The 22,502-nt window shown below is 71.7% G+C and carries 23 protein-coding genes and 4 pseudogenes; 13 read left to right on the top strand and 14 right to left on the bottom strand.

Going from position 1 to position 22,502, the window contains the following annotated elements:
* Positions 1–126 precede the first annotated feature (126 nt).
* Positions 127–1,926: a hypothetical protein gene (locus ACFYOP_RS17405; RefSeq protein WP_356897566.1), complete on the top strand. Its 1,800-nt coding sequence runs from the start codon at positions 127–129 to the stop codon at positions 1,924–1,926.
* An 86-nt stretch (positions 1,927–2,012) separates the two neighbouring features.
* On the opposite strand, the gene ACFYOP_RS17400 is transcribed toward ACFYOP_RS17405, so the two are convergent.
* The 5 genes from ACFYOP_RS17400 to ACFYOP_RS17380 all read right to left on the bottom strand — a co-directional run bounded on the left by ACFYOP_RS17400 (position 2,013) and on the right by ACFYOP_RS17380 (position 5,072).
* Positions 2,013–3,194: a glutathionylspermidine synthase family protein gene (locus ACFYOP_RS17400; RefSeq protein WP_356897567.1), complete on the bottom strand. Its 1,182-nt coding sequence runs from the start codon at positions 3,192–3,194 to the stop codon at positions 2,013–2,015.
* Positions 3,195–3,200: 6 nt separating this feature from the next.
* On the bottom strand, positions 3,201–3,503 hold the full coding sequence (locus ACFYOP_RS17395; protein ID WP_356897568.1) for a hypothetical protein: 303 nt from the start codon (positions 3,501–3,503) through the stop codon (positions 3,201–3,203).
* 236 nt (positions 3,504–3,739) lie between these two features.
* Positions 3,740–3,943, bottom strand: a complete 204-nt coding sequence (locus tag ACFYOP_RS17390; protein WP_356897569.1) for a hypothetical protein — start codon at positions 3,941–3,943, stop codon at positions 3,740–3,742.
* A gap of 122 nt (positions 3,944–4,065) precedes the next feature.
* Positions 4,066–4,602: a hypothetical protein gene (locus ACFYOP_RS17385; RefSeq protein ID WP_356897570.1), complete on the bottom strand. Its 537-nt coding sequence runs from the start codon at positions 4,600–4,602 to the stop codon at positions 4,066–4,068.
* Between the two features lie 89 nt (positions 4,603–4,691).
* Entirely contained in the window at positions 4,692–5,072 is a 381-nt protein-coding gene (locus tag ACFYOP_RS17380) for a helix-turn-helix domain-containing protein (protein ID WP_356897571.1), read from the bottom strand.
* Positions 5,073–5,157: 85 nt separating this feature from the next.
* On the opposite strand from ACFYOP_RS17380, the gene ACFYOP_RS17375 reads away from it, so the two are divergent.
* The 5 genes from ACFYOP_RS17375 to ACFYOP_RS17355 all read left to right on the top strand — a co-directional run bounded on the left by ACFYOP_RS17375 (position 5,158) and on the right by ACFYOP_RS17355 (position 10,950).
* Positions 5,158–6,069, top strand: coding sequence for an NAD(P)-binding domain-containing protein (locus ACFYOP_RS17375; RefSeq protein ID WP_356897572.1), 912 nt, complete (start codon positions 5,158–5,160; stop codon positions 6,067–6,069).
* A gap of 58 nt (positions 6,070–6,127) precedes the next feature.
* Positions 6,128–7,138: a hypothetical protein gene (locus tag ACFYOP_RS17370; RefSeq protein WP_356897573.1), complete on the top strand. Its 1,011-nt coding sequence runs from the start codon at positions 6,128–6,130 to the stop codon at positions 7,136–7,138.
* Positions 7,139–7,335: 197 nt separating this feature from the next.
* A complete protein-coding gene (locus ACFYOP_RS17365; RefSeq protein WP_356897574.1) occupies positions 7,336–8,205 on the top strand; it encodes an arpA protein in 870 nt (289 codons plus the stop codon).
* Positions 8,206–8,288: 83 nt separating this feature from the next.
* Positions 8,289–9,122, top strand: a complete 834-nt coding sequence (locus ACFYOP_RS17360; RefSeq protein WP_356897575.1) for a class I SAM-dependent methyltransferase — start codon at positions 8,289–8,291, stop codon at positions 9,120–9,122.
* A gap of 40 nt (positions 9,123–9,162) precedes the next feature.
* Positions 9,163–10,950, top strand: a complete 1,788-nt coding sequence (locus tag ACFYOP_RS17355; protein WP_356897576.1) for a choline/carnitine O-acyltransferase — start codon at positions 9,163–9,165, stop codon at positions 10,948–10,950.
* 231 nt (positions 10,951–11,181) lie between these two features.
* On the opposite strand, the pseudogene ACFYOP_RS17350 reads toward ACFYOP_RS17355, so the two are convergent.
* Positions 11,182–11,316, bottom strand: a pseudogene (locus tag ACFYOP_RS17350) (hypothetical protein); the annotation flags it as partial.
* 54 nt (positions 11,317–11,370) lie between these two features.
* Positions 11,371–11,679 (bottom strand): hypothetical protein, encoded by a 309-nt coding sequence (locus ACFYOP_RS17345; protein WP_356897577.1) that lies wholly within the window; start codon positions 11,677–11,679, stop codon positions 11,371–11,373.
* Between the two features lie 488 nt (positions 11,680–12,167).
* Here ACFYOP_RS17345 and ACFYOP_RS17340 point away from each other — a divergent pair.
* Positions 12,168–12,446 (top strand): annotated as a pseudogene (locus ACFYOP_RS17340) (peptidoglycan-binding protein); the annotation flags it as partial.
* A gap of 168 nt (positions 12,447–12,614) precedes the next feature.
* Here the strand turns inward: ACFYOP_RS17340 and ACFYOP_RS17335 are convergent.
* Positions 12,615–13,049 carry a glutaredoxin domain-containing protein gene (locus ACFYOP_RS17335; RefSeq protein ID WP_356897578.1) on the bottom strand — a complete coding sequence of 145 codons (435 nt, stop codon included), beginning with the start codon at positions 13,047–13,049 and terminating at the stop codon, positions 12,615–12,617.
* A gap of 177 nt (positions 13,050–13,226) precedes the next feature.
* Between ACFYOP_RS17335 and ACFYOP_RS17330 the strand changes: the two genes are divergently transcribed.
* Positions 13,227–14,648: an amidase gene (locus tag ACFYOP_RS17330; RefSeq protein WP_356897579.1), complete on the top strand. Its 1,422-nt coding sequence runs from the start codon at positions 13,227–13,229 to the stop codon at positions 14,646–14,648.
* A gap of 13 nt (positions 14,649–14,661) precedes the next feature.
* Complete coding sequence (locus ACFYOP_RS17325; protein WP_356897580.1) at positions 14,662–14,877, top strand: DUF1737 domain-containing protein; 216 nt, start codon at positions 14,662–14,664, stop codon at positions 14,875–14,877.
* A 109-nt stretch (positions 14,878–14,986) separates the two neighbouring features.
* On the opposite strand, the gene ACFYOP_RS17320 is transcribed toward ACFYOP_RS17325, so the two are convergent.
* Positions 14,987–15,187, bottom strand: coding sequence for a hypothetical protein (locus ACFYOP_RS17320; RefSeq protein ID WP_356897581.1), 201 nt, complete (start codon positions 15,185–15,187; stop codon positions 14,987–14,989).
* Between the two features lie 345 nt (positions 15,188–15,532).
* On the opposite strand from ACFYOP_RS17320, the pseudogene ACFYOP_RS17315 reads away from it, so the two are divergent.
* Positions 15,533–17,419, top strand: a pseudogene (locus ACFYOP_RS17315) (BTAD domain-containing putative transcriptional regulator); the annotation flags it as partial.
* A gap of 128 nt (positions 17,420–17,547) precedes the next feature.
* Here the strand turns inward: ACFYOP_RS17315 and ACFYOP_RS17310 are convergent.
* Positions 17,548–17,874: a putative quinol monooxygenase gene (locus tag ACFYOP_RS17310; protein ID WP_356897582.1), complete on the bottom strand. Its 327-nt coding sequence runs from the start codon at positions 17,872–17,874 to the stop codon at positions 17,548–17,550.
* Positions 17,875–18,021: 147 nt separating this feature from the next.
* A complete protein-coding gene (locus ACFYOP_RS17305) occupies positions 18,022–18,783 on the bottom strand; it encodes an IclR family transcriptional regulator (RefSeq protein ID WP_356897583.1) in 762 nt (253 codons plus the stop codon).
* Between the two features lie 94 nt (positions 18,784–18,877).
* Here ACFYOP_RS17305 and ACFYOP_RS17300 point away from each other — a divergent pair.
* From ACFYOP_RS17300 to ACFYOP_RS17290, 3 genes and pseudogenes are all read left to right on the top strand, one after another.
* Positions 18,878–19,036, top strand: a pseudogene (locus ACFYOP_RS17300) (aminopeptidase P family protein); the annotation flags it as partial.
* A gap of 220 nt (positions 19,037–19,256) precedes the next feature.
* The gene (locus ACFYOP_RS17295; RefSeq protein ID WP_356897584.1) at positions 19,257–19,505 is read left to right on the top strand and encodes a helix-turn-helix transcriptional regulator; all 249 of its coding nucleotides are present in this window, start codon (positions 19,257–19,259) and stop codon (positions 19,503–19,505) included.
* Positions 19,502–20,065, top strand: coding sequence for a hypothetical protein (locus ACFYOP_RS17290; protein WP_356897585.1), 564 nt, complete (start codon positions 19,502–19,504; stop codon positions 20,063–20,065). Before ACFYOP_RS17295 ends, ACFYOP_RS17290 begins: the two co-directional genes overlap by 4 nt.
* Here ACFYOP_RS17290 and ACFYOP_RS17285 read toward each other — a convergent pair.
* The 3 genes from ACFYOP_RS17285 to ACFYOP_RS17275 all read right to left on the bottom strand — a co-directional run.
* Positions 20,046–20,480: a hypothetical protein gene (locus ACFYOP_RS17285; protein WP_356897586.1), complete on the bottom strand. Its 435-nt coding sequence runs from the start codon at positions 20,478–20,480 to the stop codon at positions 20,046–20,048. The two genes, ACFYOP_RS17290 and ACFYOP_RS17285, sit on opposite strands and share 20 nt — an antisense overlap.
* 229 nt (positions 20,481–20,709) lie before the next feature.
* Positions 20,710–21,369 (bottom strand): hypothetical protein, encoded by a 660-nt coding sequence (locus ACFYOP_RS17280; protein ID WP_356897587.1) that lies wholly within the window; start codon positions 21,367–21,369, stop codon positions 20,710–20,712.
* 11 nt (positions 21,370–21,380) lie between these two features.
* A partial coding sequence (locus tag ACFYOP_RS17275; protein ID WP_356897588.1) for a Hint domain-containing protein occupies positions 21,381–22,502 on the bottom strand: 1,122 nt, incomplete at its 5' end.

The following is a 22,502-nucleotide window of genomic DNA, read 5'->3' as shown; positions in this document are numbered from 1 at the left end:
GCCGCAGCGGAGCAGGGCGCGGAGACCGGGACGGCCGCGGACGGACCCGGCGACAGACCGGGCGGCAGAACCGAGCCGCGCGCAGGGGACCTCGAGTGGCTGCGGGCGGCGTCGGAAGGACACCCCGTGGTGAATCTGACCGGCCCGCCCGGCGCGGGGAAGTCCCGCCTCGCGCGGCGGCTGGAAGCGGCGACCCTCGACCTGGACGGCGCAGCCGCCACCAGTGACCTGCTCGGTGCCGGCGACACCCTGTTGGTCGTCGACAGCGTGGACGGACCGGACCGGGCCGCCGCTCTGCGTACGGCACTCGACGCGGCCGGACCGCCCCGCCGTCTGCTGCTCATCAGCCGCAGACCGCTGCTCGCCGCCGACGGCTGGACCGACTCCGGAGCGGTCACCCTACGGCTCCCGCCACTGCCGGACAGAGGCATCGAGAAGCTCGCGGCCGACGCCGGCATCGAGGACCCGGAGGCCCGCGCGGTCGTCGTACGGCTCGCGGGAGGGATCCCGCTGCTGGCCGCCGCCGCGTGCCGGGCCCTGCACGCCGGCACCGAACCGGGTGACACGGGCGCGGTCGCTGACCGCATGGCCGGCGAACTGCTCGACCGTCTCGGGCGTGAACTGCCGGGCGGCCGCTGGCGGCACGCGCTGCGTCTGCTGGCGACCGTCGGCGCCGGGGACGAGCAGTTGCTGTCGGCGGGCCCCGACCTGTTCGAACGGCTCGGCCGGCTCAGCCTGGTGACCCGTACGTCCCTCGGGCTCAGCGTCCAGGAACCGTTCCGTACGGTGCTGGAGACGGCGTACCTGTGGCGGCGTCCGCTCGCCCACCACACCCTGAGGTCAAGGGCGGCCGCCTACCGGCACACCCTCCTCACCCGCGCCACCGACCTGTCGGCCCGCGCCGAACTGGTGCGCCAGCAACTGTTCCTGACGGGCGACCCGGTACTGCGAGGTGCGCTGTTCCCCGCCGCGCAGTCGACCGCGCCCATCGGCCCGGCCCGGGAGTCCGACGCCGATGACATCTGCAGGCTGATGTACCACTGGGCCAGGCGCGGCGGCTTCGATCCGGCCCGCGCCGAGCGGGTGACCGAACGCCTGCTGGACCAGGGCCCGTCCGTGTTCCGGCTCGCCCGCGACGGCGACGGCCGTGCCGTGGGCCTCGCCGGCCTGCTGCCCATTCAGCACGGCACCTCGGGCGCGATGGAACCGCTGCTCCAGCAGCACGCCGAGCGCTTCGTCGCCCGGCCGCGGCCCGGCGGCCTCTTCCTCGGCGCCGCCTACGCCGCCGACCCGGCGGTGCATGCCCGGATACTGCACGACATCCTCGGCCGCGCCGTACGCTCCGGGCACCTGGTGGTGTCCACGGCGTTCCCCGACTACCAACTGCTCGTACGGGGACTGGGCTTCCGCGCCCACGGCACTGTCCGCGACGACGTCTTCCGCTGCGGACGTCGGCCGGAGGTCTTCTCCAGCGATTTCACGGCGGCGGCGCTGCCCCGCTGGCTCGACCGCCTGGGCGTCCCGCGCGGTGCCGGTGCGGGTGGTGTCGGCGGTGGTGCTCGGCAGCCCGACGAGGAGCTGATCGCCGAGGTCGCCCGGGCCCTCGGCCGTATCAGGAACCCGCTGGCTCTGGCGGACAGTGCGCTGCTGGACTGCCCGGCGACACCGACCGTGGCCACCCTCCAGGAGTGGCTGCACAGCGCGGTGCAGCAGCTCGCGGCCGGCGAGGACAGCGCGGACGCAGAGGCCGGCGCGATTCTCCAGGCGTACTACCTCGGCCGCCGCGCCGACACCCACCACCAGGTGGCCTGTCGTCTCCACCTCGGCCGGGCCACGTACTTCCGCCGCCTGCGGCGTGGACTGGCCTGCCTGGCCGGGCGCCTGCGCGCCGAGGCGGCCTCCCCGGCCGACCCTCTCCCCGACTGACGGCCGGCCCTGTCGGGCGGGCCGGCCTCCCCGCCGGTCTCCGTCGGCTTCCCCGCCGGGCGTCCCGTCGCCGGCCGTCCCGCCGGCTACAGGATCACGTGCGGCAGGAAGCGGGCGTAGCCGTCGGTGACCGGTCCCGCCGACTCGCGGATGCCGAGACCGGCGGCCTCGTTCTCGACGACCCAGGCGCCCAGCACCACCCGGTTGCCGTCGAAGTCGGGAAGCGGTGCCAACTCCTGGTAGCAGCAGGGTTCGTCGCGCGCCACGGCGGCGTCACCCGGTGCGTGCAGGGTGACCCCGGCTCCCTCGCGGCCCAGGAGCGGCTTGGCCACCCAGCCGGGTCCTTCGGCCAGTTCGCGGGGGCCGTCGAGGTAGGCGGGGAGCAGATTCGGGTGGCCCGGGTAGAGCTCCCACAGGATCGCCAGCACCGCCTTGTTCGACAGCAGCATCTTCCAGGCGGGTTCGATCCAGCAGGTGGTGCCGGTGCCGCCGCCGTTGTCCAGGGTGTCGAGGACATGGGGGCCGAAGTGGTCGGTGACCAGCCACTCCCACGGGTACAGCTTGAAGCAGCTGCGGATGAAGCGCAGCCGCTCGTCCACGAAGCGGCCGCTGATCCGGTCCCAGCCGATGCGCTCGACCGACAGCGCCTCGGTCGCTATCCCCGCCTGCTCCGCGGTCTCCCGCAGATACGCGACGGTCATCAGGTCCTCGCCGCACTCGTCGCCGTCGGTGTGCACGAAGTGCACCGGACCGGGCGGCAGGAGCGGGGCCTGGCGCCGCCACGCGTCCACGAGGCGCTCGTGGAGCGAGTTCCACTGGTCGGCGCCGGGGAAGCGCTCCTCCATCCAGAACCACTGCGGGCTCGCCGCCTCGACCAGGGACGTCGGGGTGTCGGCGTTGTACTCCAGCATCTTCGCGGGCCCGGTGCCGTCGTAGTGCAGGTCGAAGCGCCCGTAGAGGGAGGGCAGCTCGTCACGCCGCTCCCAGGACTCGGCGACGTGGGCGGCCAGACGGGGGTCGGTGATGCCCAGCTCGGCGAAACGGTTCTTCTCCACGATGTGCGCCGCCGCGGCCAGCGACATGGCGTGCAGTTCCTCGACGACCTCCTCGAGCGCCTCGACCTCGGGCAGGGAGAACTCGTAGTACGCGCTCTCGTCCCAGTACGGGCGCAGCGATCCGTCGGGATGACGGGTCAGCGGATAGATGCAGCCCTGCTCCTCGACGATGTGCTGCCAGCCGGGGCGGGGCTCGATGGTGCGGCGTCGCACGGCGGATCACCCGCCTCCAGAGCCGGACTTGCCGAAGCCGCCTCTGCTGACGGCGGACTTGTTGAAGCTGCCGCCGGAGACCTTGCCGTCGCTGACCGTGCCGCCGTAGTAGTACTTGCCGCCGCCTCCGCCGGCACCGCCGCCCGAGCCGCTGTCGCTCTTCTTGCACTTGTAGTCGGGCAGTACGTCGTACGACACGGGGTCGACGCAGCGCTTGTCCGGGTCGGAGCCGCATGCCGCGAGCGTCGCCGCGAGCAGCCCCATGCCGCCGATCACCACCGTGCCTGACCTCAACCTTCGCCGCGCCATGGCCCGGCACCCCCGTTCTCCGTTGTCTCGAACACCAGCAAGATTTTGCCTGACGGGCACTCCGGGCGCCCTGCCCGGCCCCGGCAGGCTCCGGCCCGGCATGCTGCGTACGTCCGGCAGCACCGCCCCGGGGTGCGGACCGAGCCCGTACGGCCCGGTCCCCGCACCCACGGCCCGTCGTCATGCCGTCACTGACAGTGCGTCAGTGCGCCGTGGACTCCTTCTGGACGCACACCTCACCGGGCCCGTTCCAGCAGCGTCGTGTCGGCCGCGTGGGCCGTACCGGTGGTCGCCGCGACGAGCGCCATCGCGCCGACGGCCGCGGCGGCAGACCGCCGCATCGTCGAGGACCACTCGTACCGCCGCGAGCCCTCGCCCTGCCGCCGCGCCGCCGAGGACCGGCTCGAGTCCTGCGCGGACGGCACCGGGCCGGCCGGCACGGGCGCCCCGGAAACATGGACGCGAGTCGGCCACGTACAACACCTCACGTACGTCACCCGGCGGGCCTGCTGCGGGAGAACCGGGCCGAGCTGCCCTGCCCTTCGGCGGTTGGGCGGTGTGTTCAGGAACCCGTCGAGGGCGGGAGCGGCCATGCCCCGGAGTGGCCGGGCGGGAGCGTCAGGTCACGCCGGACGGCCGCGTAGTACCTCTCGCGCGCGGTGCGCTGGCGCTGGAGCATCGCCGACCACTTCTCCCGGTCGACGGTCCGGTCGCGCAGGAACGCTTCCATGTCCATCACCGTGACGACCCATTCTCGAGCCCTGTCCACCACGTCCGGGCTGCCGAGCATCAACAGGGCCTCCCCGGCCGGGTCCCGGGCGTCCGTGGCCTCGGCCAGGTGAGTTGCCGCCTCCTCGGGCGACATCGGGTGCGGGTGGGGGTCGTTGCCGAGATGGGCGGCGATCCGGTAGGCCAGGGTGACGCTCTTCTTCAGCGACCTGGCGTAGTCGCCGTAGACCGTCAGCCGCCGTTCCTCCCAACGGGCGACCTGCTCACGGCGGAAGCGGGCCGCGTCGCCCCGGGTGATCGCCAGGTACGAGCCGAGGGCGCCGACCACCACGCCGATCAGGGCCGGAAGTTGTTGTATGAACGTGGACATGGCCACACGGTATAGCGGGGGAGGTCGACTCGACGGGCCGGCGTCCAGCCTCGGGTCAGCGGTCGCGGACAGCGGACCGCGGACGGCGTCTATCGGTGCGAAGTCCCGGTCACGTCGGCCACGTCGACCACGTCGGAGCCTTCGCGTCGGATCCGCTCGACCCCCCAGGCGCCGAGCGGTGCGAGCGCCTGGTTGAGCGTGCGCCCGTGTTCGGTCAGGGAGTACTCCACGCGCGGCGGCACCTCGGCGTACACCTCCCGGTGCACGAGGCCGTCCGCCTCCATCTCCCGCAGATGCTGAGTCAGCATCTTCTCGCTCACGCCCGGCAGACCGCGGCGGAGCTCGGCGAAGCGGCGCACGCCATGGGCGTCGAGCTCCCAGAGGATCAGCCCCTTCCACTTGCCGCTCACCACGTCGAGCGCGGCGTCGATGCCGCAGATGTAAGGTCCGCGCCTCGGTGCCTTGGCCATCGCTGATCTCCCCTTACGAGAAGGTAAGTACCGCAGTAAATAGTGGGTACTACCGAGATTAGTGCCACTCTCCGAGCATGGAGGAGTGAACGAACGACAGAACCCCGACACCACTACGCAACGCGCCGCCGTCACCGTGATCGGGCTCGGCCCGATGGGACAGGCCATGACCCGGACGCTTCTCGCGGCCGGCCATCCGGTCACCGTCTGGAACCGCACCGCCGCCCGCGCCGACGCCGTCGTCACCGAAGGTGCGACGCTCGCGGTGACGCCCCGCGAGGCGGTTGAGGCGAGCGATCTGGTCATCCTCAGCCTCACCGACTACCAGGCGATGTACGACATCCTCGACAGCGCCACCGGATCGCTCGCCGGCCGGACGCTCGTCAACCTGAGCTCGGACACTCCCGACCGCAGCCGCGAAGCGGCGGCCTGGGCGGTGGGCCACGGCGCCGCGTTCCTCACCGGCGGCGTCATGGCGCCGGCGCCCATGGTCGGCACGGAGGCCGCCTACGTCTACTACAGCGGCCCGGAGGAGGTGATGAACCGTCACCGGGTGGCGTTGACACCGCTCGGTACGCCGAAGTACTTCGGCGAGGACCCGGGGCTCGCGCAGCTGATGTACCAGGCCAACCTCGCGGTGTTCCTCACCACTCTGTCCGGACTGATGCACGCCACCGCGATGCTGGGCAACGCGGGGATGAAGGCCCGGGAAGCGCTGCCCGAGTTGCTCGCCCTCACCGACTCGATCGGCGAGATGCTCCGGGCCGGCGAAGAGAGCCCGGGCGCCGCACTCGACGCCGGAGAGCACCCCGGTGACCTCAGCACGGTCACCATGATGGGTGCGACGGCCGACCACATCGTCGACACCAGCACGTACCTCGGCCTCGACCTCGCCCTCCCGCTGGCGGTCCAGGCCCACTACCGGCGCGCGATCGACGACGGACACGGTGGCGACAACTGGACCCGCATCATCGACGGCATCCGAACACCACGCTGAACACTGCGGTCAGGGAACCGCGACCGGCCGGTCCGGCGTGATCACGAGAATGGCAGGGATGAACGAAGCGGGGCGCCGAGCCGCCCATCTGGCAGCCGTCTGGTGCGTCGGAGGCGTACTGACAGCGGTGCAGCTCCAGGTGGTACTGATCGCCCTCTTCGCCGGCGGGGCGATGGTTCGCGGCGGCCTCCTCGCACTGGGGGCCGCTGTGGGGCTGGTGGCGCTCGCGGGTGTCGCGAGCGCCGCCCGCACCATCGTCCCGCTCGCTCATCGGCCACGCGGCCGGTGGGCGTGGACGCTGAGCGTCTACGTATCAGGCACGGCCGGCGCGTCCGTGGCCGCCGTGGTGAACTTCGAGGTCGGTCGCCTCGAGAACGCCTTCCCGCTCTACGCGGCCGGAGGCTGCTGCTACGCGCTCGCTGCCGCCCTGTTCCTCCCGGGCATCCGGATCAGGCTGGGCGCCCTCGCGGCGGCGGCCGTTCTCGTCGGCGACGGGGCGTACGCCTACTCGGACGCCGCGCGGCCTCCCACTCTCGACGAGTATGTCGCCGCCCACGCCGTGGACCGCGGCCTGCTGCGGGTCGGCGATCCACCGCCGGGCTACACGCTGCGGGCCCTGGGCGCGGGCGAGGACACCTTCGGCGCCGAGTACGAGCGGCCCCACTCGGTACGACTCCATCTCGGAGTGGCACGCGCCGGACACGACACCCGCCGCGCCGACGCGCGCGGCTGCCCCGTGCCCTTCGGCAACCCGGTCCACTGCGTGGACGACGGCGAAGGACGCCAACTGCTCACGTACGAGGGCGGCTACGCGGACCAGGAGCTGCGGCTGCGCCGCGACGGCCTCGTCTGCACGGTGACAGTGGAGGGCCGCCACGCGGACCTGTCGGCGAAGTCCACCCGGTCCGTCCACCCGGTCCGTCCACGCGGCCCGCGCGCCCGTCCGGTCGGCCACCCGCCGGAGGTTCAGCGTGACGGCTGCTCCGTGGCCGAGCAGGCGCTCCAGCTCACGGTCAAGCAGTTCCCCAGGAGCCGCGTCCAACAGGCAGAACCCGCATCCGCCCCATGAATCTTCCCTCAGTGACTTACCAGGTGCGGCCCCGAGTATGCCGCCCCGGCCTCGTGTGACGTGTCACAGACAACGAGGGCGGCTCTGTGGCAGCTTCGGCGCAAGCTTCAACGCTCCTGTGTCTCAGCGGAGTTGATGAGGAGCCGCGCCGGGAGCGTTCCGCCCGGGACGGTCTGCCCGCATGTGGAGAGGATCGATTGAGAACCTTGGAAACCGCAACGCTCGACCAGGTGGTCGACACGGCTCGCTATCCCCTGCCGGAACCCGAGAGCGCCGAGGCACAGGCCGTGGTCTCCCGCGCCCGGCTCGAGTTGCGGACTCTCGGCTGCACCGTGCTGCCGGACTTCATCCGTCCGTCGCTCCGCGAAGTCCTGCGGCAGGAGTGCTCGGCCATCGCCCCTCGGGCCCACTACGACGTCGAAACCGTCAACGTCTACAACATCGCGGTGGAATCGGCGCTGCCCGAGGACCACCCAGGTCGGCGCACCTTCCAGCGGGGCAACGCCTTCGTCGCGCGGGACCGCGTCCCCCAGAGTACCCTCATCAGCAGGCTCTACTCCCACCCGGTGTTCCAGGACTTCATCGCCCGCTGCTTCGGGCTGCCGCAGCTCCACGAGCTGGCGGACCCGCTCTCCGGGCTCGTTCTCAATGTCGTCGCTCCCGGCATGGAGCACCCCTGGCACTTCGACACCAATGAGTTCACTGTCAGCATGCTCACTCAGCAGGCACAGGCCGGCGGCGACTTCGAGTACTGCCCGAACATCAGGTCCGCGCACGACGAGCGCTTCGACGACGTCCGGGACGTACTGGACGGCCGTGGCGAGCGGCTGATTCGGAGCCTGCCCCTGCAACCGGGCGACCTACAGCTGTTCAAGGGCCGCTACTCACTGCACCGGGTGAGCCCCGTGCACGGCGAGGTCGCCCGCCACTCCGCGATATTCGCCTACAGCGAGCACCCGGGCGTCATCGGGAGCGTGGCACGGACCCAGCAGCTCTTCGGCCGCGTACTGCCCGAGCATCTGGCGGCCGAGGGCCGGGCGGTGCGGGGCGACCTGCTGCTGGACTAGCGGTATCCCCGCTGCGCGATCCGGCGCCGCGCGAGCCCCCGCTGCGCGATCCGCACCAAGCGATCAATGGAGGAGTAAGCCCTGTGCGATTCGACGCCACCGGGAAAGTCTCTCTCGACCACATCTACACCCAGCCCGATCCGCGCAGCTATTTCAGCGCGCTGAACCCGCTCGGCTACCGCATTCCCCAGCAGGCCAAGCCCTACTTCGCCAAACTCATCAAGGAGTACCGCGACTCGCAACGTGTCGCGGTCCCCAAGGTGCTGGACATCGGCTGTTCCTACGGGATCAACGCCGCCCTGCTGAAGTACGACGCGACGATGGACGAGCTGTACGCGCGCTACGTCGGCCAGGAGCGCGCGGGAGAGAGCCGCGAAGCCCTGCTGGCCCACGACCGGGAGCTGGCCCGGTCGCGCCGCCCCGCGCAGCCCGTCCGCTTCGTCGGCCTCGACACCTCCGGCAGCGCGCTGTCCTACGCGCTCGACGCCGAGTTCCTGGACGACGCGGTCCACGCCGACCTGGAGGAGCGCGAGCCCACGCCGCGGCAGCGCGCCCAGTTCGCCGGGACGGACCTGGTGATCTCGACGGGCTGCCTCGGCTACGTCACGGAGCGCACGCTCACCCGAGTCGTCCAGGCACAGGGCACCCGCCGGCCCTGGATGGCGCACTTCGTCCTGCGGATGTTCCCGTTCGACCCCGTCGAGCACGCGCTGGCCGAGCTGGGCTACCGGACCGTCCGTGCCGAAGGGTTCTTCAGGCAGCGCAGGTTCGCCTCTTCTGAGGAGCAGACGCTCGTGCTGGACAGGATGTCGGCCGTCGGGGTGAATGCGCGGGGCCTGGAGGCGGAAGGCTGGCTGTACGCACAGCTCTACCTCTCCCGGCCCGCTGACGGGGAAGCCACAGGTCCCACGAGCTGAATCGAGAGCAGAATTGAACACCAGTCAGGACATGCCTGCCATGACGACCTTCTCCCAGGAGGCCGGTCTGCCGCGCGTGCCGCTGCCCACACTCGAGGCGAGCTGCGAGAGGTTCCTCGCCTGGTGCGAGCCGCTGCTGACCGCCGACGAACTGGCGGCGACGGAGGCCGAGGTGGCAGCCTTCCTCAGGCCGGACGGCCCGGGCCGGGTGCTGCACGCGGCGCTGGAGGAGTACGACGCGGCGGAGGGCGTACACAGCTGGCTCGACACCTTCTGGCCGTACCGCTACCTGGGCCGCCGGGACCGGATCGCGCTCAACGCCAACTTCTTCTTCCTGTTCAAGGACACCGGCCGGCCGCAGGTGGAGCGCGCCGCCGGGCTCATCGCCGGGGCCGTCGACTACAAGCGGCAGCTCGACGAGGAACTCATTCCTCCGGTGATGCAGCGCGGGGAGCCCCAGTCGATGGAGCAGAACAAGTATCTGTTCTCCGCGACCCGTATTCCCGGCGCGGAACAGGACACCGTGCGCAGCCCCTACACCGACCAGTGGCCGGGCCCGTCCCGGGCCCGGCACATCGTGGTGTTCTTCCGGGGAGGCATGTTCCGCCTGGACGTGATCGGCGCGGACGGCGTCCCGCACAGCCTCGAAGACCTCGAGTCGGGCCTGCACGCGGTGATGAAGGCCGGCGCCGAACCGGCCGCCGCGGACACCTCGGTGGGCCACCTCACCACCATGGCTCGCGCTCAGTGGGCGGCAGCCCGCCAGTCCCTGCTCGCGTGCCACCCCCGCAACGCGGACGCGCTCGACGACGTCGAGACCGCCCTGTTCTGCGTCTGCCTGGAGGACTTCGCCCCCGCGGACACCCAGGACGCCTGCGACCAGCTGCTGTACGGCGACCGCGGCAACCGCTGGTTCGACAAGGCGGTGTCCTTCATCGTCTTCGCCGACGGCCGCGCGGGCATCAACGTGGAGCACTGTGAGCTGGACGGCACCACCATCCTCAGCTTCACCGACGCCCTGCTGACCACCCCGGCCGAGGAGCACTCCCGTCGGTCCGGCGCCCGCTCCCAGGGGCTGCCGGCGCTGGAACCGGTCGTCTTCGAACTCGACGACGCCCTGCGGGCCCAAGTGCGCTCGGCCGCCGACGCGTTCGCGGCGTACGGAGCCGCCACCGCCACCCGCATCGTGTCCTTCGACGACTTCGGCAGCAGTGCGGCCAAGGCCCTGGGCGTCTCGCCGGACGCGTTCGTCCAGGTGGCCTACCAGCTCGCCCACCAGCGCGCCAAGGGACACCTGGGCGCCACGTACGAGTCGATCGCCACCCGCCAGTACCGGCACGGGCGGACCGAGGCGATGCGCGTCGTCACCCCCGAGATGCACGAGTTCGTCGCGGCCATGATCGATCCGGCAGCCGACGCCGCCACCCGGCGCACCGTGTTCCGGGCCGCCGCCCAGAAGCATGTGACGCGCGCGAAGGAATGCCGGCTGGCCCAGGCACCCGAGCAGCACCTGTGGGAACTGGAACTGATCCAGCGACGGCGCGGGGCCGAGCTGGGAGTGACCGAGCAGCCCGCGCTGTACCGCACTCCGGGCTGGCTGACGATGCGGGACGACTACCTGAGCACCAGCTCGGCACCGTCCGCGAACATCCAGCACTTCGGCTTCGGGGCCACGAGTGACCGGTGCATTGGCGTCGCGTACGTGCTGCTGCCGGAGCGGTTCAACCTCTACCTGAGCACACCGCTGGGGGTGGCCGACCAGATGCGGACATTCGCGGACCGCCTCCGGGAGGCGGTCCGCGAACTGCGGGAACTGCTGGCCGACTGACCGGCAGGGCTGCCACCCCGCGTCGGCCGCGTCGGGGTGGCAGCCCGGCGTCTGCGGCCCGATCCGCGACCGGCTCACTCGCCATGACCTCGCCAACCTTCCGAGCCATCGAGCCCTCCTCCGCCAAGCACCCACGGCCCGCTCGTGCAGTCCAGGAACTTCTTCTCGCAGTCCGGGCCGGACGCGCTTCGCCTCGACAAGATGACCATCGGCCGGACGTACGCCGTCCACCATCAGGCCGCGTGTCCGGCCTGCCAGTGGTACGTCTCGTTTCGGGTGTCCCGCGATGCGGAGTGCCACGACCGAGGCCGCCTTCCACCGCGCCGGCCAGATCGCAGCGCTGCTCGACGGCCGTCGGGAGGGCATCCCGTAGTGACGCCGTGACGCTCGCGGCGGGCGGGCCCGAGGGCGGGGCTGCCGTCACCCCGAGGCCATCGCCGCGCCCAGCAGCACCGCGAACAGCAGTGGAAGGAACGCGCACCCGATCGCGGTTCCGGCGGTCACCGTGCGCAGCGTCCGGAGCGACCGGCGGTGGGGCAGGGTCCAGGAGACGGCGACGAGGAGCATCGCTGCCCGGATCACCGTCTCGATGCCGCTGGTGTAGCCGTCCGCACGGAACAGGCTGTACTCCCAGACGAGAAGCGGCAGTCCGAGCACGGAGGCCAGGAGAGGCGCACGCCACCAGCTCTCGTGGGCGGTTCCGAGCGGTGTCACGTCGTCCCTGTTCATGGTGCCATTCCAGCGGGGCGCAGGGCTTCGGGCATCGGGCATGGTACTTACCTTTTGCGCGGGTAGTACTCATGCCGGGGCCCACCGGATGTACCGCAGCGCGTAGGTGGGCAGGACCTGGGCCCGTCGCACGGTTGCAGGAACCGGACGTTGCTCTGGGAGCCGGATCCTGGCTCTGACACGCTCCGCCACGTAAACGGGGAAGGCCGCCTGCGACCCCGCGCCATCAGCCGCACCGGCCGTCCTCGCTCCACAGGGCACCTCGAATGCACCGCAGGAGGACAGGAATGTGTGAGCAGTGCGGTCCGGCCGAAGCCACGGCCGAGGACCCGGAGACGTATCGGCCCGTGGGGCCGTCGCGCAGAAGGCTGTTGCTCGGCGCGGCGCCGGTCTTTCGCTGGTGCTGACGGGCACGGCGGGACTGATGTCGTCGGCAGCCGCCGCGACGCTCAAGGACGGCCGGTGGTGCAATCCGGCGCTGGGCTACTTCCGCGGTCAAGAAGTTCCAGTCCTCCAAGGGGCTCGTGGCCGACGGCCAGGTCGGTCCGAAGACCTGGCCCTACCTCGTCTACTCGCTCCGGAGGGGGCACTTCGGGCCACACGTCCGCGGCCTTCAGACGGGGTTGAACAAGCACAGCGCCGGGCTCGCTGTCGACGGTGACTTCGGCTCGGCGACCGACTCCGCGGTGCGGGGCTACCAGCGTGCCAACCGGCTCTACGTCGACGGCGTGGCCGGCCCGACGACGTGGCGGGCCCTCGTCGGCTGAGCGAGCGGCCGCACCCAAGGGGAGCCCTCCGGCCGCCCGTTCGGCTGCGGGGCGTTTGCGGGCCGGCCCTCCGTTCGGCCGCGGGTCGGCCACGGGGCGGCAGCAGCGGGCTCCCCGGCGGGGGCCCGGCCGCATGTGTGGCGGGCCCGCCGGTCGCTCGTTCCGCGGTCAGGAAGGCGGGAGCTGCTCGCGCACCCACGCAGGGTCCGGGTTCACGTGCGGACGGCCCGCCACGAGGACGGTCGGTACGGTCTCGTTGCCGTCGTTGGCCGCCCGTACCGCTGCCGCTCCCGCCGGGTCGCGCCAGATGTCGACCCAGTGCAGCCGGCGGGCGTCACGGCCCAACCGGATGCGCAGCCGCAGACAGTACGTGCAGCCCGGGCGCCAGAAGACGACCGGCCGGCCGTCGGCCGCGCTGCGGCGTTGTGCCTCCAGCGCACCGATCGGCCTCGGGAAGATCAGAGGCGAGTTCACGGCTGCCAGCAACCCGAACACCAGCAGGAGCACCACGGCTTCGCCGGGGCTCCCCTTGAGGAACATTCCGGTCGCGACGGCTGAGCCGCCGAGCACGAACAGCGTCGGCAGGATCCAGGGGCGCTTCATGATGACGCAGGCTACCGAGGAGCCGCGATGCTCCTCGCACCCGGCCGTGCCGCCGGCACCGGCTGTCATCCGTGCCGCACTGATTCCCGAAATCGCGGCCCCGGAACCCTCGCGTGTTACTTGCCGGTAAGGAATGATGGCCGGCAACCAACCACGCGTTCATGGGCGGAGCCAGCGGTGACGACTTCCGGGGAACAGACCACGGTGCACGCCTATTGCGACGACGCCCTCGGTGAGCACGACGCCGTCGGGCTCGCCGAGGCGATCCGGCGGCGTGAGGTCGGCGTCGAGGAGGTCGCCCGGGACGCGGCGGCGCGGGTCACAGCCGTGGAGGGGCGGCTCAACGCCGTTCAGGTGCAGCTCGACGTACCGGCGCACGGCGCAGGAGTGGGCGCGGGCGGGGTGTTCGCCGGGGTGCCGACCTTCGTCAAGGACAACACCGACTACCTGGGGCTGCCCACCGGTCACGGCAGCGCCGCCTTCGTGCCGAAGGGCGCACGCAGGCACGCGCCGTTCACGCGGCAGCTCCTGAGCACCGGTGTCTCGGTGCTCGGCAAGACGCGGCTGCCCGAGTTCGGGTTCAGCCCGACCACCGAGTACGAGGACGCCGAGCCCGTCCGCAACCCGTGGCACACGGCCCACTCGGCGGGCGGTTCCTCGGGCGGCAGCGCGGCGCTCGTCGCCGCCGGCGCGGTGCCGATCGCGCACGCCAACGACGGCGGCGGCTCGATCCGGATCCCCGCCGCCTGCTGCGGCCTCGTCGGACTGAAGCCGACCCGTGGCCGGGTCGTGGCGAACGCGCAGGGCCGTCAGCTGCCGCTCGACATCGTCACCGACGGCATCGTGAGCCGGTCGGTGCGGGACACCGCCGCGTTCCTCGCCGCCGCCGAGACACACTGGCGCAACCCGAAGCTGGCGCCCCTCGGGCTGGTCGAGGGCCCCTCTCAGCGGCGGCTCCGCATCGGTCTTCTGCTCGACTCGCCCAACGGGGTGCGATCCGACGCCGCCACCCGGGCGGCCGTCACGGAGACGGCGGCGACGCTCGAAGGGCTCGGTCACACGGTGGAGCCGGTGGAGTTGGCGCTCGACCCCCGCTTCACCGAGGACTTCCTCGCCTACTGGGGCCTGCTGTCGTTCCTGATCGGCGTCACGGGCCGGACGCTCGGCACGGACTTCGACCGGCGCCGCATGGACGGCCTCAGCCGGGGACTGCGCGAGGCGTATGTGAAGGGCTGGCGGCGTACGCCCGGCGTGCTGCGGCGGCTGAAGCGTACGCGGGAGGCGTACGCGGCGGCGTTCCGCGGGCTCGACCTCGTCCTCTCCCCGGTGCTCGCCCACACCACGCCGCCGATCGGCCACCTCAGCCCGGGGGTTCCGTACCCGACGCTGATCGAACGGATCCTGGCGTACGTCGCGTTCACACCGGTCAACAACGTCGTCGGAACGCCGTCGATCTCGGTACCCGCCACGAGCGCGACGGAGGACGGGCTGCCCATCGGCGTCATGTTCTCCGGCCGCCCCGGCGACGAGCGGACGCTGCTGGAGGTCGCGTACGCGCTGGAGGCCGGCGCTCCCTTCCGGCGTGTCCAGGACCTCTGAGATCCTTGGCCCCATGAGCACACCACCCGACGGGCTGCCCGTGTACCGCGTACTGACCGGCCCCGACGACGAGGCGTTCTGCCGACGCGTGAGCGAGGCGCTCGGCCAGGGCTACCGACTGCACGAGGGCCCCGCCGTCACCTTCGACGGCGAGCGGGTCGTGGTCGCTCAGGCACTTCTCTGGCCGGCACGGCACGGCCCCACCGGGACCGGGAACGAGCGCGGCTGAGACAGTGGGAAGGCTGCGGCACCCCCAGGTGCCGCAGCCCCGCTCCCCGGCCCGGAGTTCCGAAGTGCGGTTGGCCGGGTGACGCCGTGGCCGTGGGGCCGGGTGACCGTCAGGCGGTCACGTCGAGCACGTACTGCATCGAGTACAGGATCGCGGGCAGTGCCCCCAGCATGCCCGAGATCGCCCCGATGACGACCGGCAGCCGGTGGGTGGTGCGCAGTGACCTCGCCAGATGGCCGACGAGTACGAAGTAGGCCAGCGAGATGGTCACGCCGGCCAGCAGCCCGATCGATGAGCTTGTGAAGTGCATGGTGAGAGCACTCTCCTAACGTCCGTTTGCCCAGTCCGTGATGACTGCACACGGCGCGCGAGAGGAACGTCGGCAGGCTTCTGGCTAGGAGGCCCTCGGTGTCGTCTCGACGGCGTGACAGCGGTATGACCGTAGCCCAAAAGGCGGTCACAGCAACAGAGTTGGCATATTCCGAAAACGCCAAGGGCCCCGGGAGGCCATCCCGGGGTTACCCTCGCGACGTATGGTCCAACGGACTGGGCAGTCTGGTGGCGGACGTCAGTTCAACTATGGTGGGCTCCGGCGATATACGAATGATGGACGTCCTGAATACGCCCGCAGGGCGCGACGAGGTCGGGAGCGGTGATGCGCGGCGAGGAGGCGGCAGGCGCGCCGCAATTGCGGTTCTCGGTGCTCGGGCCGGTGAGCATCCGGCGCGACGACGGAGAGGTGCTGCCTTCCGGGTCGCCGCAGCAGCGCGCCCTCCTGGCAGCCCTGTTGCTGCGCAACGGACGCACGGCCACCGCCCAGGAGCTGATCGACGCCATCTGGGGCGAGGAGGCGCCCACCCAGGCCCTGGCGGTCACGAGGACCTACGCCTCACGGCTGCGCAAGATCCTCGGTATGAACGTCCTGCACAGTGAATCCGGCGGCTACGCCCTGCGCGTCCCCGAGGACGCGGTGGACCTGGGGATCGCCAGGCGGCTGGCCGCCGAGGCTCAGAGCCTGCTGGCGGCCGCCGACGTGCGCGAAGCCCGTGCCCGGATGAACGAGGCGCTCCGCCTGTGGGACGGGGAGGCGCTCACCGCGGTCCCGGGCCCGTTCGCCGACAGCCAGCGCGCCCGCCTGGAGGAGTGGCGCCTGCAACTCCTGGAGGCACGTCTCGACGCCGACCTGGAGATCGGCGCCCATGCGGAAGCCGTCCCCGAGCTGACCGCGCTCACCGACGCGTATCCCCTGCGTGAGCGGCTGCGTGAACTGCTGATGCTCGCCCTGTACCGCAGCGGGCGGCAGGCGGAGGCGCTCGCCGTGTACGCCGACACCCGACGGCTGCTCGCCGACGAGCTCGGTGTCGATCCGCGACCCGAACTCGCCGAGCTTCAGCGGCGGATCCTCGCGGCGGACGTGACGCTGGCCACCTCCGGGCTCCGGGCGCCGCGCGCCGCTCCCACCTCCGCCGCGTACCGTCCGGCCCAACTCCCCGCCAAGGACCCGTACTTCACGGGACGGGGGACGGCCGTGCACGAGACCGTCCGGCGGCTCACGTCGGCCGAGGACGAGGCCGCGACGCCCGTCGTCGCGGTGTCCGGCATGGCGGGCGCGGGCAAGACGGCGTTCGCGCTGGAGGTGGGGCACGCGGTCCGGCCCTGCTTTCCGGACGGCCAGCTCTACGCGCATCTCGACCGGCCCCGGGAAGGGACGGCCGACGCGCACGACGTCCTGGGCGACTTCCTCCAGGCCCTCGGTGTCCCGCGCTCCGAACTGCCCGACAGGTGGCAGGCCCGGGCCGCGCTGTACCGCTCCGCCCTCGACGGCCGCCGGATCCTCGTGGTGCTGGACGACGTGCGGGACGCGGCCCAGGTCCGGCCCCTCCTGCCGGGCACGGCAGGGTGCGCGGCGCTGGTCACCAGCCGTGGCCGGATGGTCGATCTGGCGGGGGCGCACCTCGTGGACCTGGACGTGATGTCCCCGGCGGAGGCCGCCCAGTTCTTCACAGGCGTCGTCGGTGCGGAACGGGTGGCCGACGAGCGCGAAGCCGTTGTCGACGTGGTGACGGCCTGCGGCTTCCTGCCGCTCGCGATCCGCATCGCCGCCTCCCGGCTGGCCGCCCGCCGCACCTGGACGGTCCGCGTGCTGGCGGCCAGACTCGCCGACGAGCGCCGGCGCCTGGAGGAACTGCGCGCGGGTGACCTCGCGGTCAAGAGCGCCTTCGAACTCGGCTACGGGCAACTGGACCCGGCCGGCGCACGCGCCTTCCGTCTCCTGTCCCTCGCCGACGGCCCCGACATCCCCCTGGCGACCGCGGCGGCCGTCCTCGACCTGCCCCAGCGTTACGCCGAGGACCTGCTGGAGGGTTTGGTGGACGCCTACCTGCTGGAGTCCGTGGGTCCGCAGTGGTACCGCTACCACGACCTCCTCCGCCTCTTCGCCCGCGCCTGCTGTGAACGCGAGGAAGCGGCACCGGAGCGCGAGGCCGCCCTGCTGCGCCTCGAGCGCGCCCTCGACCACGCCCGGGAAGAGGACGGCGACCGTGCCCGCGTTCCCGCCCCGGCCCCGGCGCCCGCCACCCACCGCGGGTCCTGAGGCTCGGCATCGGCGTGGGGGCGGTTCCGGGGAGTCACCGGGAACCGCCCCCTGTCGTACGCCCCCGGGCCGCGGCCCTACCGGACCGGCCTGAGCTCCGCCATCTCGTTCCAGCCCTGGCCCGGGACCTCGACGTGGATGATCTCCGGGGTGGCGGCGACGGCCGTCGCCATCGACTCCATGCCGGCCCGGAAGTGGTCGGAGGCCACATGCGCCGCGCCCGCGTCGGCGTCGGCGAAGGCCTCGAGGAGCGTGAACCTGTGGGGGTCGTCGACGCTGCGCGACCAGTCGTAGAAAAGGTTTCCGGGCTCGGCGCGGGTCGCGCGCGTGAAGTCGTCGACGATCTCGAGCCAGCGGTCGCTGTACTCGGGGCGGACGGTGAACCTGACGGCGATGAAGATCATGCCGTCCACGGTGCCGCCACCCGCCACGCGGGACCACCCGCGGCGCGCCGGATTCCGGCTGTGCCGGAAAGCTGTGCCGGAAAGCTGTGCCGGAAAGCTGTGCCGGAAAGCTGTGCCGGAAAGCTGTGCCGGAAAACGGCCGTCGGGTCAGAGCGACGCGGTCGCCGCGGCCCGTGCCAGCGCCGCCCGGATCTCCCCGTGCCGCCGCCGGAAGTCGGCGGTGGGCAGTGACACCGACAACGCCTGCACCACGCCGTCCGGGCCGTCGGCCGGCTGCGGCAGCGTCGTCGCCAGGCAGGTGAACCCGGGGTCCGCCTCGCCCATCGACACCGCGAGACCCTGCCCCCGCACCTGCGCGACCTCCGCCTCGAAGCGTTCGGCCGTCGTGATCGTACGGTCGGTGAACCGGGCCATGCCGTGCTCGGCCAGATACCGCCGCCGGGCCGTCCTCGGCAGCGCGGCCAGCAGCGCCTTGCCGTGGGCGGTGGCGTGTGCGCGGGTCTCGGGTCCGGGCAGGAAGGGGTGGGCCACGTCCGTCACCGGCACCGTGCTGTCGACCATGACGATCCGGCCGTCCCGGTACGCGGTGAAGTACGCCTCCGCTCCGGTGGCCCGCCGCAGCCGGGGCAGCAGCTCCGCGATCTGCGGCCCGAGCCCCAGGTGCCTCCGGTACGACCGGTGCAGCGCGGCCAGCCGCGGCCCGGGAGCGTAACCGGCGCCGGTCCGGACCAGGTGCCCGCGGGCGGTCAGCGGCCCCAGCAGGTGGTACACGGTCGACAGCGAGCACCCGAGCCGCCGGGCCAGGACCTTCGCCCCGACCGGCCCGGGAGCGTCCGCCACGGCGTCGAGGATCTCCAGCGCGCGGTCGACCGACTGCGGCACGGCGGGGCCGGGTGCGGGGCGGGTCATGCGTCTGTTCCTTCCGGGCGTACGGTCCCTCGAGCCTACGCGGCGGTGCACCCGCCCCGGGCCCGCGTACGCGTCGCCCGGGGCACCCGCCCTCCAGGCGGACGGCCTGACGGTGCCCGAGGTGTGGCGCGGCATCGGCGTCCGCATCGAGGACGGCCTCGTCGTCACCGACGACGGCAACGAGAACCTGTCGGCGGGCCTGCCACGCGCCGCGGACGAGGTCGAGGCGCGGATGGCGCGCTTCGCGGACTGAACGTCGGCGGTGGCGAGGGCTGGTCCGCGGCGCCCAGGCGCACCCGTGTGAGTGCCTGCTTACGGCGGTACGGGCGCAGCGGGCTGCCTCCATCACGGACAAGGCCGGTGACGGGCGGGGGCGTGAGGCCGAGCGTGAGTGCCGACCCAGGGGTATCCCTAGTCCCCAGGAGCGCCGCCCGAAGTTGCAGCTCTCCATCGTGATGTAGTACTCCTTATACATGAGCGAGCAGGTACACAACAGGCTGGCCGTGGTGCGCGCCGAGCGGAAGGTGTCGCGGCAGCACCTGGCCGAGGCGGTGGGGGCGCACTACCAGACCATCGGCTACATCGAGCGGGGGCAGTACAACCCGAGCCTCGACCTGGCACTGAAGATCGCGAAGTTCTTCGAGCTGCCGGTGGAGGCGTTGTTCTCGCTCGAACCGTTCCGGCCGCTCACGGATGAGATCTACGGGAGGAAGACGCCATGACAACGACACGGCTGACGCGCTACGACCACGGCATGCTGCGGCTGATGAACGACCGCAGAGGCCGGCCGCTGTACGCCACGGCCGCCCGCCGGCGCTTGGCCGTCGCCGCGCATCTGGTGCTGACCGCGACCATGGGCGGGCTGATGGCCTACGCCTACCTCGCGGAGGGGGAACCGATCTGGGCCCTCGTCGTCATGGCGGTGCTGCTGCTGCCGTGGATGGTCGCGACCGGAGTGATCAACGCGGCCACCCGCGGCCTGCTCGAACTGCGTGAACGAGCGCTGGACGAGCGGCAGTCCGCCGAACGCACCCGGGTGCAGGCCCGCGCCCACCGGTCGATGACCCTGCTCCTCGCGGTCACCGCCGCCGGCCTGCTGATCGCGGGTGCGGCCGAGGGCAACGCGCCCACGGCGTATGCGGCGCCGGTGCTCATCGCGGTCCTCACGGTGCACTGGCTGATGCCGTTGTGGGTGGCCGGCCTGATGGCTCAGGACGAGCCGGCCGACGACGCCGGACGCCGCCCCGTGCACCCCGCGCCGCTCAGCCCAGGAACGAGGTGACGGCCCGGACGAAGCCTTCGGGGTCGTCGTGCCAGGGGAAGTGGCCGGCGGCCGGCAGCACGGTGGTCTCGGCGCGGGGGAATGCCCCGGCGGCGGCGGCCACTGTGCGCGGCGGTGCGGCGACGTCGAACTCGGCGGCCAGCAGCAGGGTCCGCCCCTCGAACCCCGCCAGTGCTTCGCGAGTCGCTGCGGGGCTGAACGCGCCCTCCGCGTCGTACAGGGCCGCGGCCTCCCGGTTGCGTTGTTCCACGCCCGCCGCCCGGTGGGCGCGGGCCGCCGCGTCCCACCGTCCGTGGGTGAAGGGGGCGACGGCCTCCCAGTGGGCGTCCGTCGCGCGCCCTTCGGTGATCGCCTCCAGTGCCTCGAAGGCGGCCGGGAACCATTCCTCGTCGCGCCGGAGCCGCGCGATCTCCAAGCGGGCCGAGGCCGCAGGGCCGCCCCAGCCCGGCCGACCGGGCTGGGGCGGCGAGACAGGCGAACAGCTGTCGCCGCCGGGCTCGAGGGCCGGCCACGCAGAACGCTCGGCCGGTAGGCCCGGCCGAGCGCCTGCGCGACGTACTTGCGGTCCGATCGAACGACCACGTGGTGCAACGGCCCCGGAGCTGCCGCTGCCCGGCGGGGCCGACTTGACTGATCTGCCGGGATCAGGGTTCGTTCAGGGCAGCTCGCAGACAGGCGATCAGTTCACCGGTCGGCACCTCGACCCAGGCGGCCCCGGGCACCGCGACGCGAAGAACCTCACAACGCTCCTCGTCCAGTTCGTGCACCAGGACTTGACGGCTCGTTCCGTCGAGCGGATCCACACACAGACGGACGGCGCCGTGCGTGATCGTCGGGAACATGTTCCGCAGTACCTCATCCGCATGGAGACGACGCAGAAGGTTCCATTGCCCGCGGTGGAAGTCGGACGCCAGAAGGTCGGACCACTGCGAAGAGGTGGGCTCCCCGATCTCGAGTGCTCTGGTGAATTCATCGAGATCCAGGAACGTGAATCTCGCCTCCAGCTCTTCGAGTGGCGTACCTTCCCGCCAGGCGGCGAGCGCCTCCACGAGCAGTCCGAGATCATCCGTCGAGCCGATTCCCCAGGTGAACCCGGGAATGTGGACCCGCACCCGGAACAGACGCTCCTCGGTCGCAGGATCGACCAGCAGGAAGCCCCTGGCCGTCTCGATACTGATGACGTCGGTGTCCCAGGGAGGCAGCCCGATGTCGCATCCGCTCATCTTCGCTGCCTCCTTCATGGCCGGTCCGAGACCACCCGAAGCGGCCACGTCCGGGTACAAGTCCTTCCGGTGGCTGTCCATAATCGATTCCCTCAGCAGTGGCAGTATCCGATGACCGAACCCTTCACAGGGTCAAGGTCTCCCTTCAGCGTTGACAGATCCGGCATGGTTGTCGGGGGGTTCAGTCTCATGGCCCCGTCCGGACCCGACGGGGAGTAGAACTTGACCGTGTCCCACGAGCGTTGGCCGTTGACGAGAGCTCTCGCGATCATGGACATCTCGTAGTCGGTGGCACGTCCGGCCTCGCCGGCCGTCAGGCCGCGCTGGGCAGCGGCCTTGAAGCCGCCGAGTTCGTTCAGTCCCGTCATGTTGATGTGCAGCTTCACGCTCGGGTCGGCGATGGCCATTTCCGCGATCCGGGCGAAGTCGTTCGGGGACGCGTTGGAGAAGGTGTGGAACTTGTTCTCGGGGAGCGCGGCCCACTCGTCGAGCTTGCCGCCATTCTGCCACCCCAGAGCGATCTTGCAGTTGTGCACCAGGACCGGAGTGGCGCCCGCCAGCACGAAGAACGTGTGCAGGTCGTCGACCGTGAGGTCGTAGACCGTGCGCGGAGCCAGGCCCGAGCGGTCGTGGAGGGCGGTCACCGCGCGGACGGACCCGTCCGGGGTGCGCAGACGGTCGCCCACGCGCAGGTCGGAGACCAGCGTCCACCCGGCGTCCACCACGTAGAACTTGTGGCCGGCGGTGCTGGCCAGCCTCTCCCCGCCGGTGACGGTGATGTCGATCAGCCGCTGGGTGTCGTGCTTGAAGGTGTCGGTGACCTGGCGGGCCCGCAACTGGCCGGAAGCCGGATCCGTGGCCTTGACGAAGTCCCCCGTACGCACCTGGCTGATGGGCCGGTGCGAGCCGTCTCCCATGAGCACCTGGGTGGTGCCGGGGAAGCTGTTCACCTTGCAGGCGGTGTACAGGTCCTCATGGGCGTTGACGACGGCGTTGAGCTTGGCGAGGGTCGCGGGGTCCAGGTCCAGGACCTTGAGGGCGTGGAACGCGTCACGGACTCCGACCCCGGTCTTCATCGCCGCGTCCAGGGCGCGGATGCCCTCGAAGACCTTGCCGAGCGCCTTGCCGGGGATGAAGTTGGACGCGGCCCAGGCGCAGCCGCTGGCGCTGCCGTGCCAGCAGTCGACGAAGTCCTGGACCAGGACCGCCTTCAG

The organism is Streptomyces sp. NPDC006294, assembly GCF_042870895.1.
GTDB lineage: Bacteria > Actinomycetota > Actinomycetes > Streptomycetales > Streptomycetaceae > Streptomyces.
Note: the sequence above shows the minus strand (reverse complement) of the source record. Positions and strands in the feature narration are given on the sequence as shown.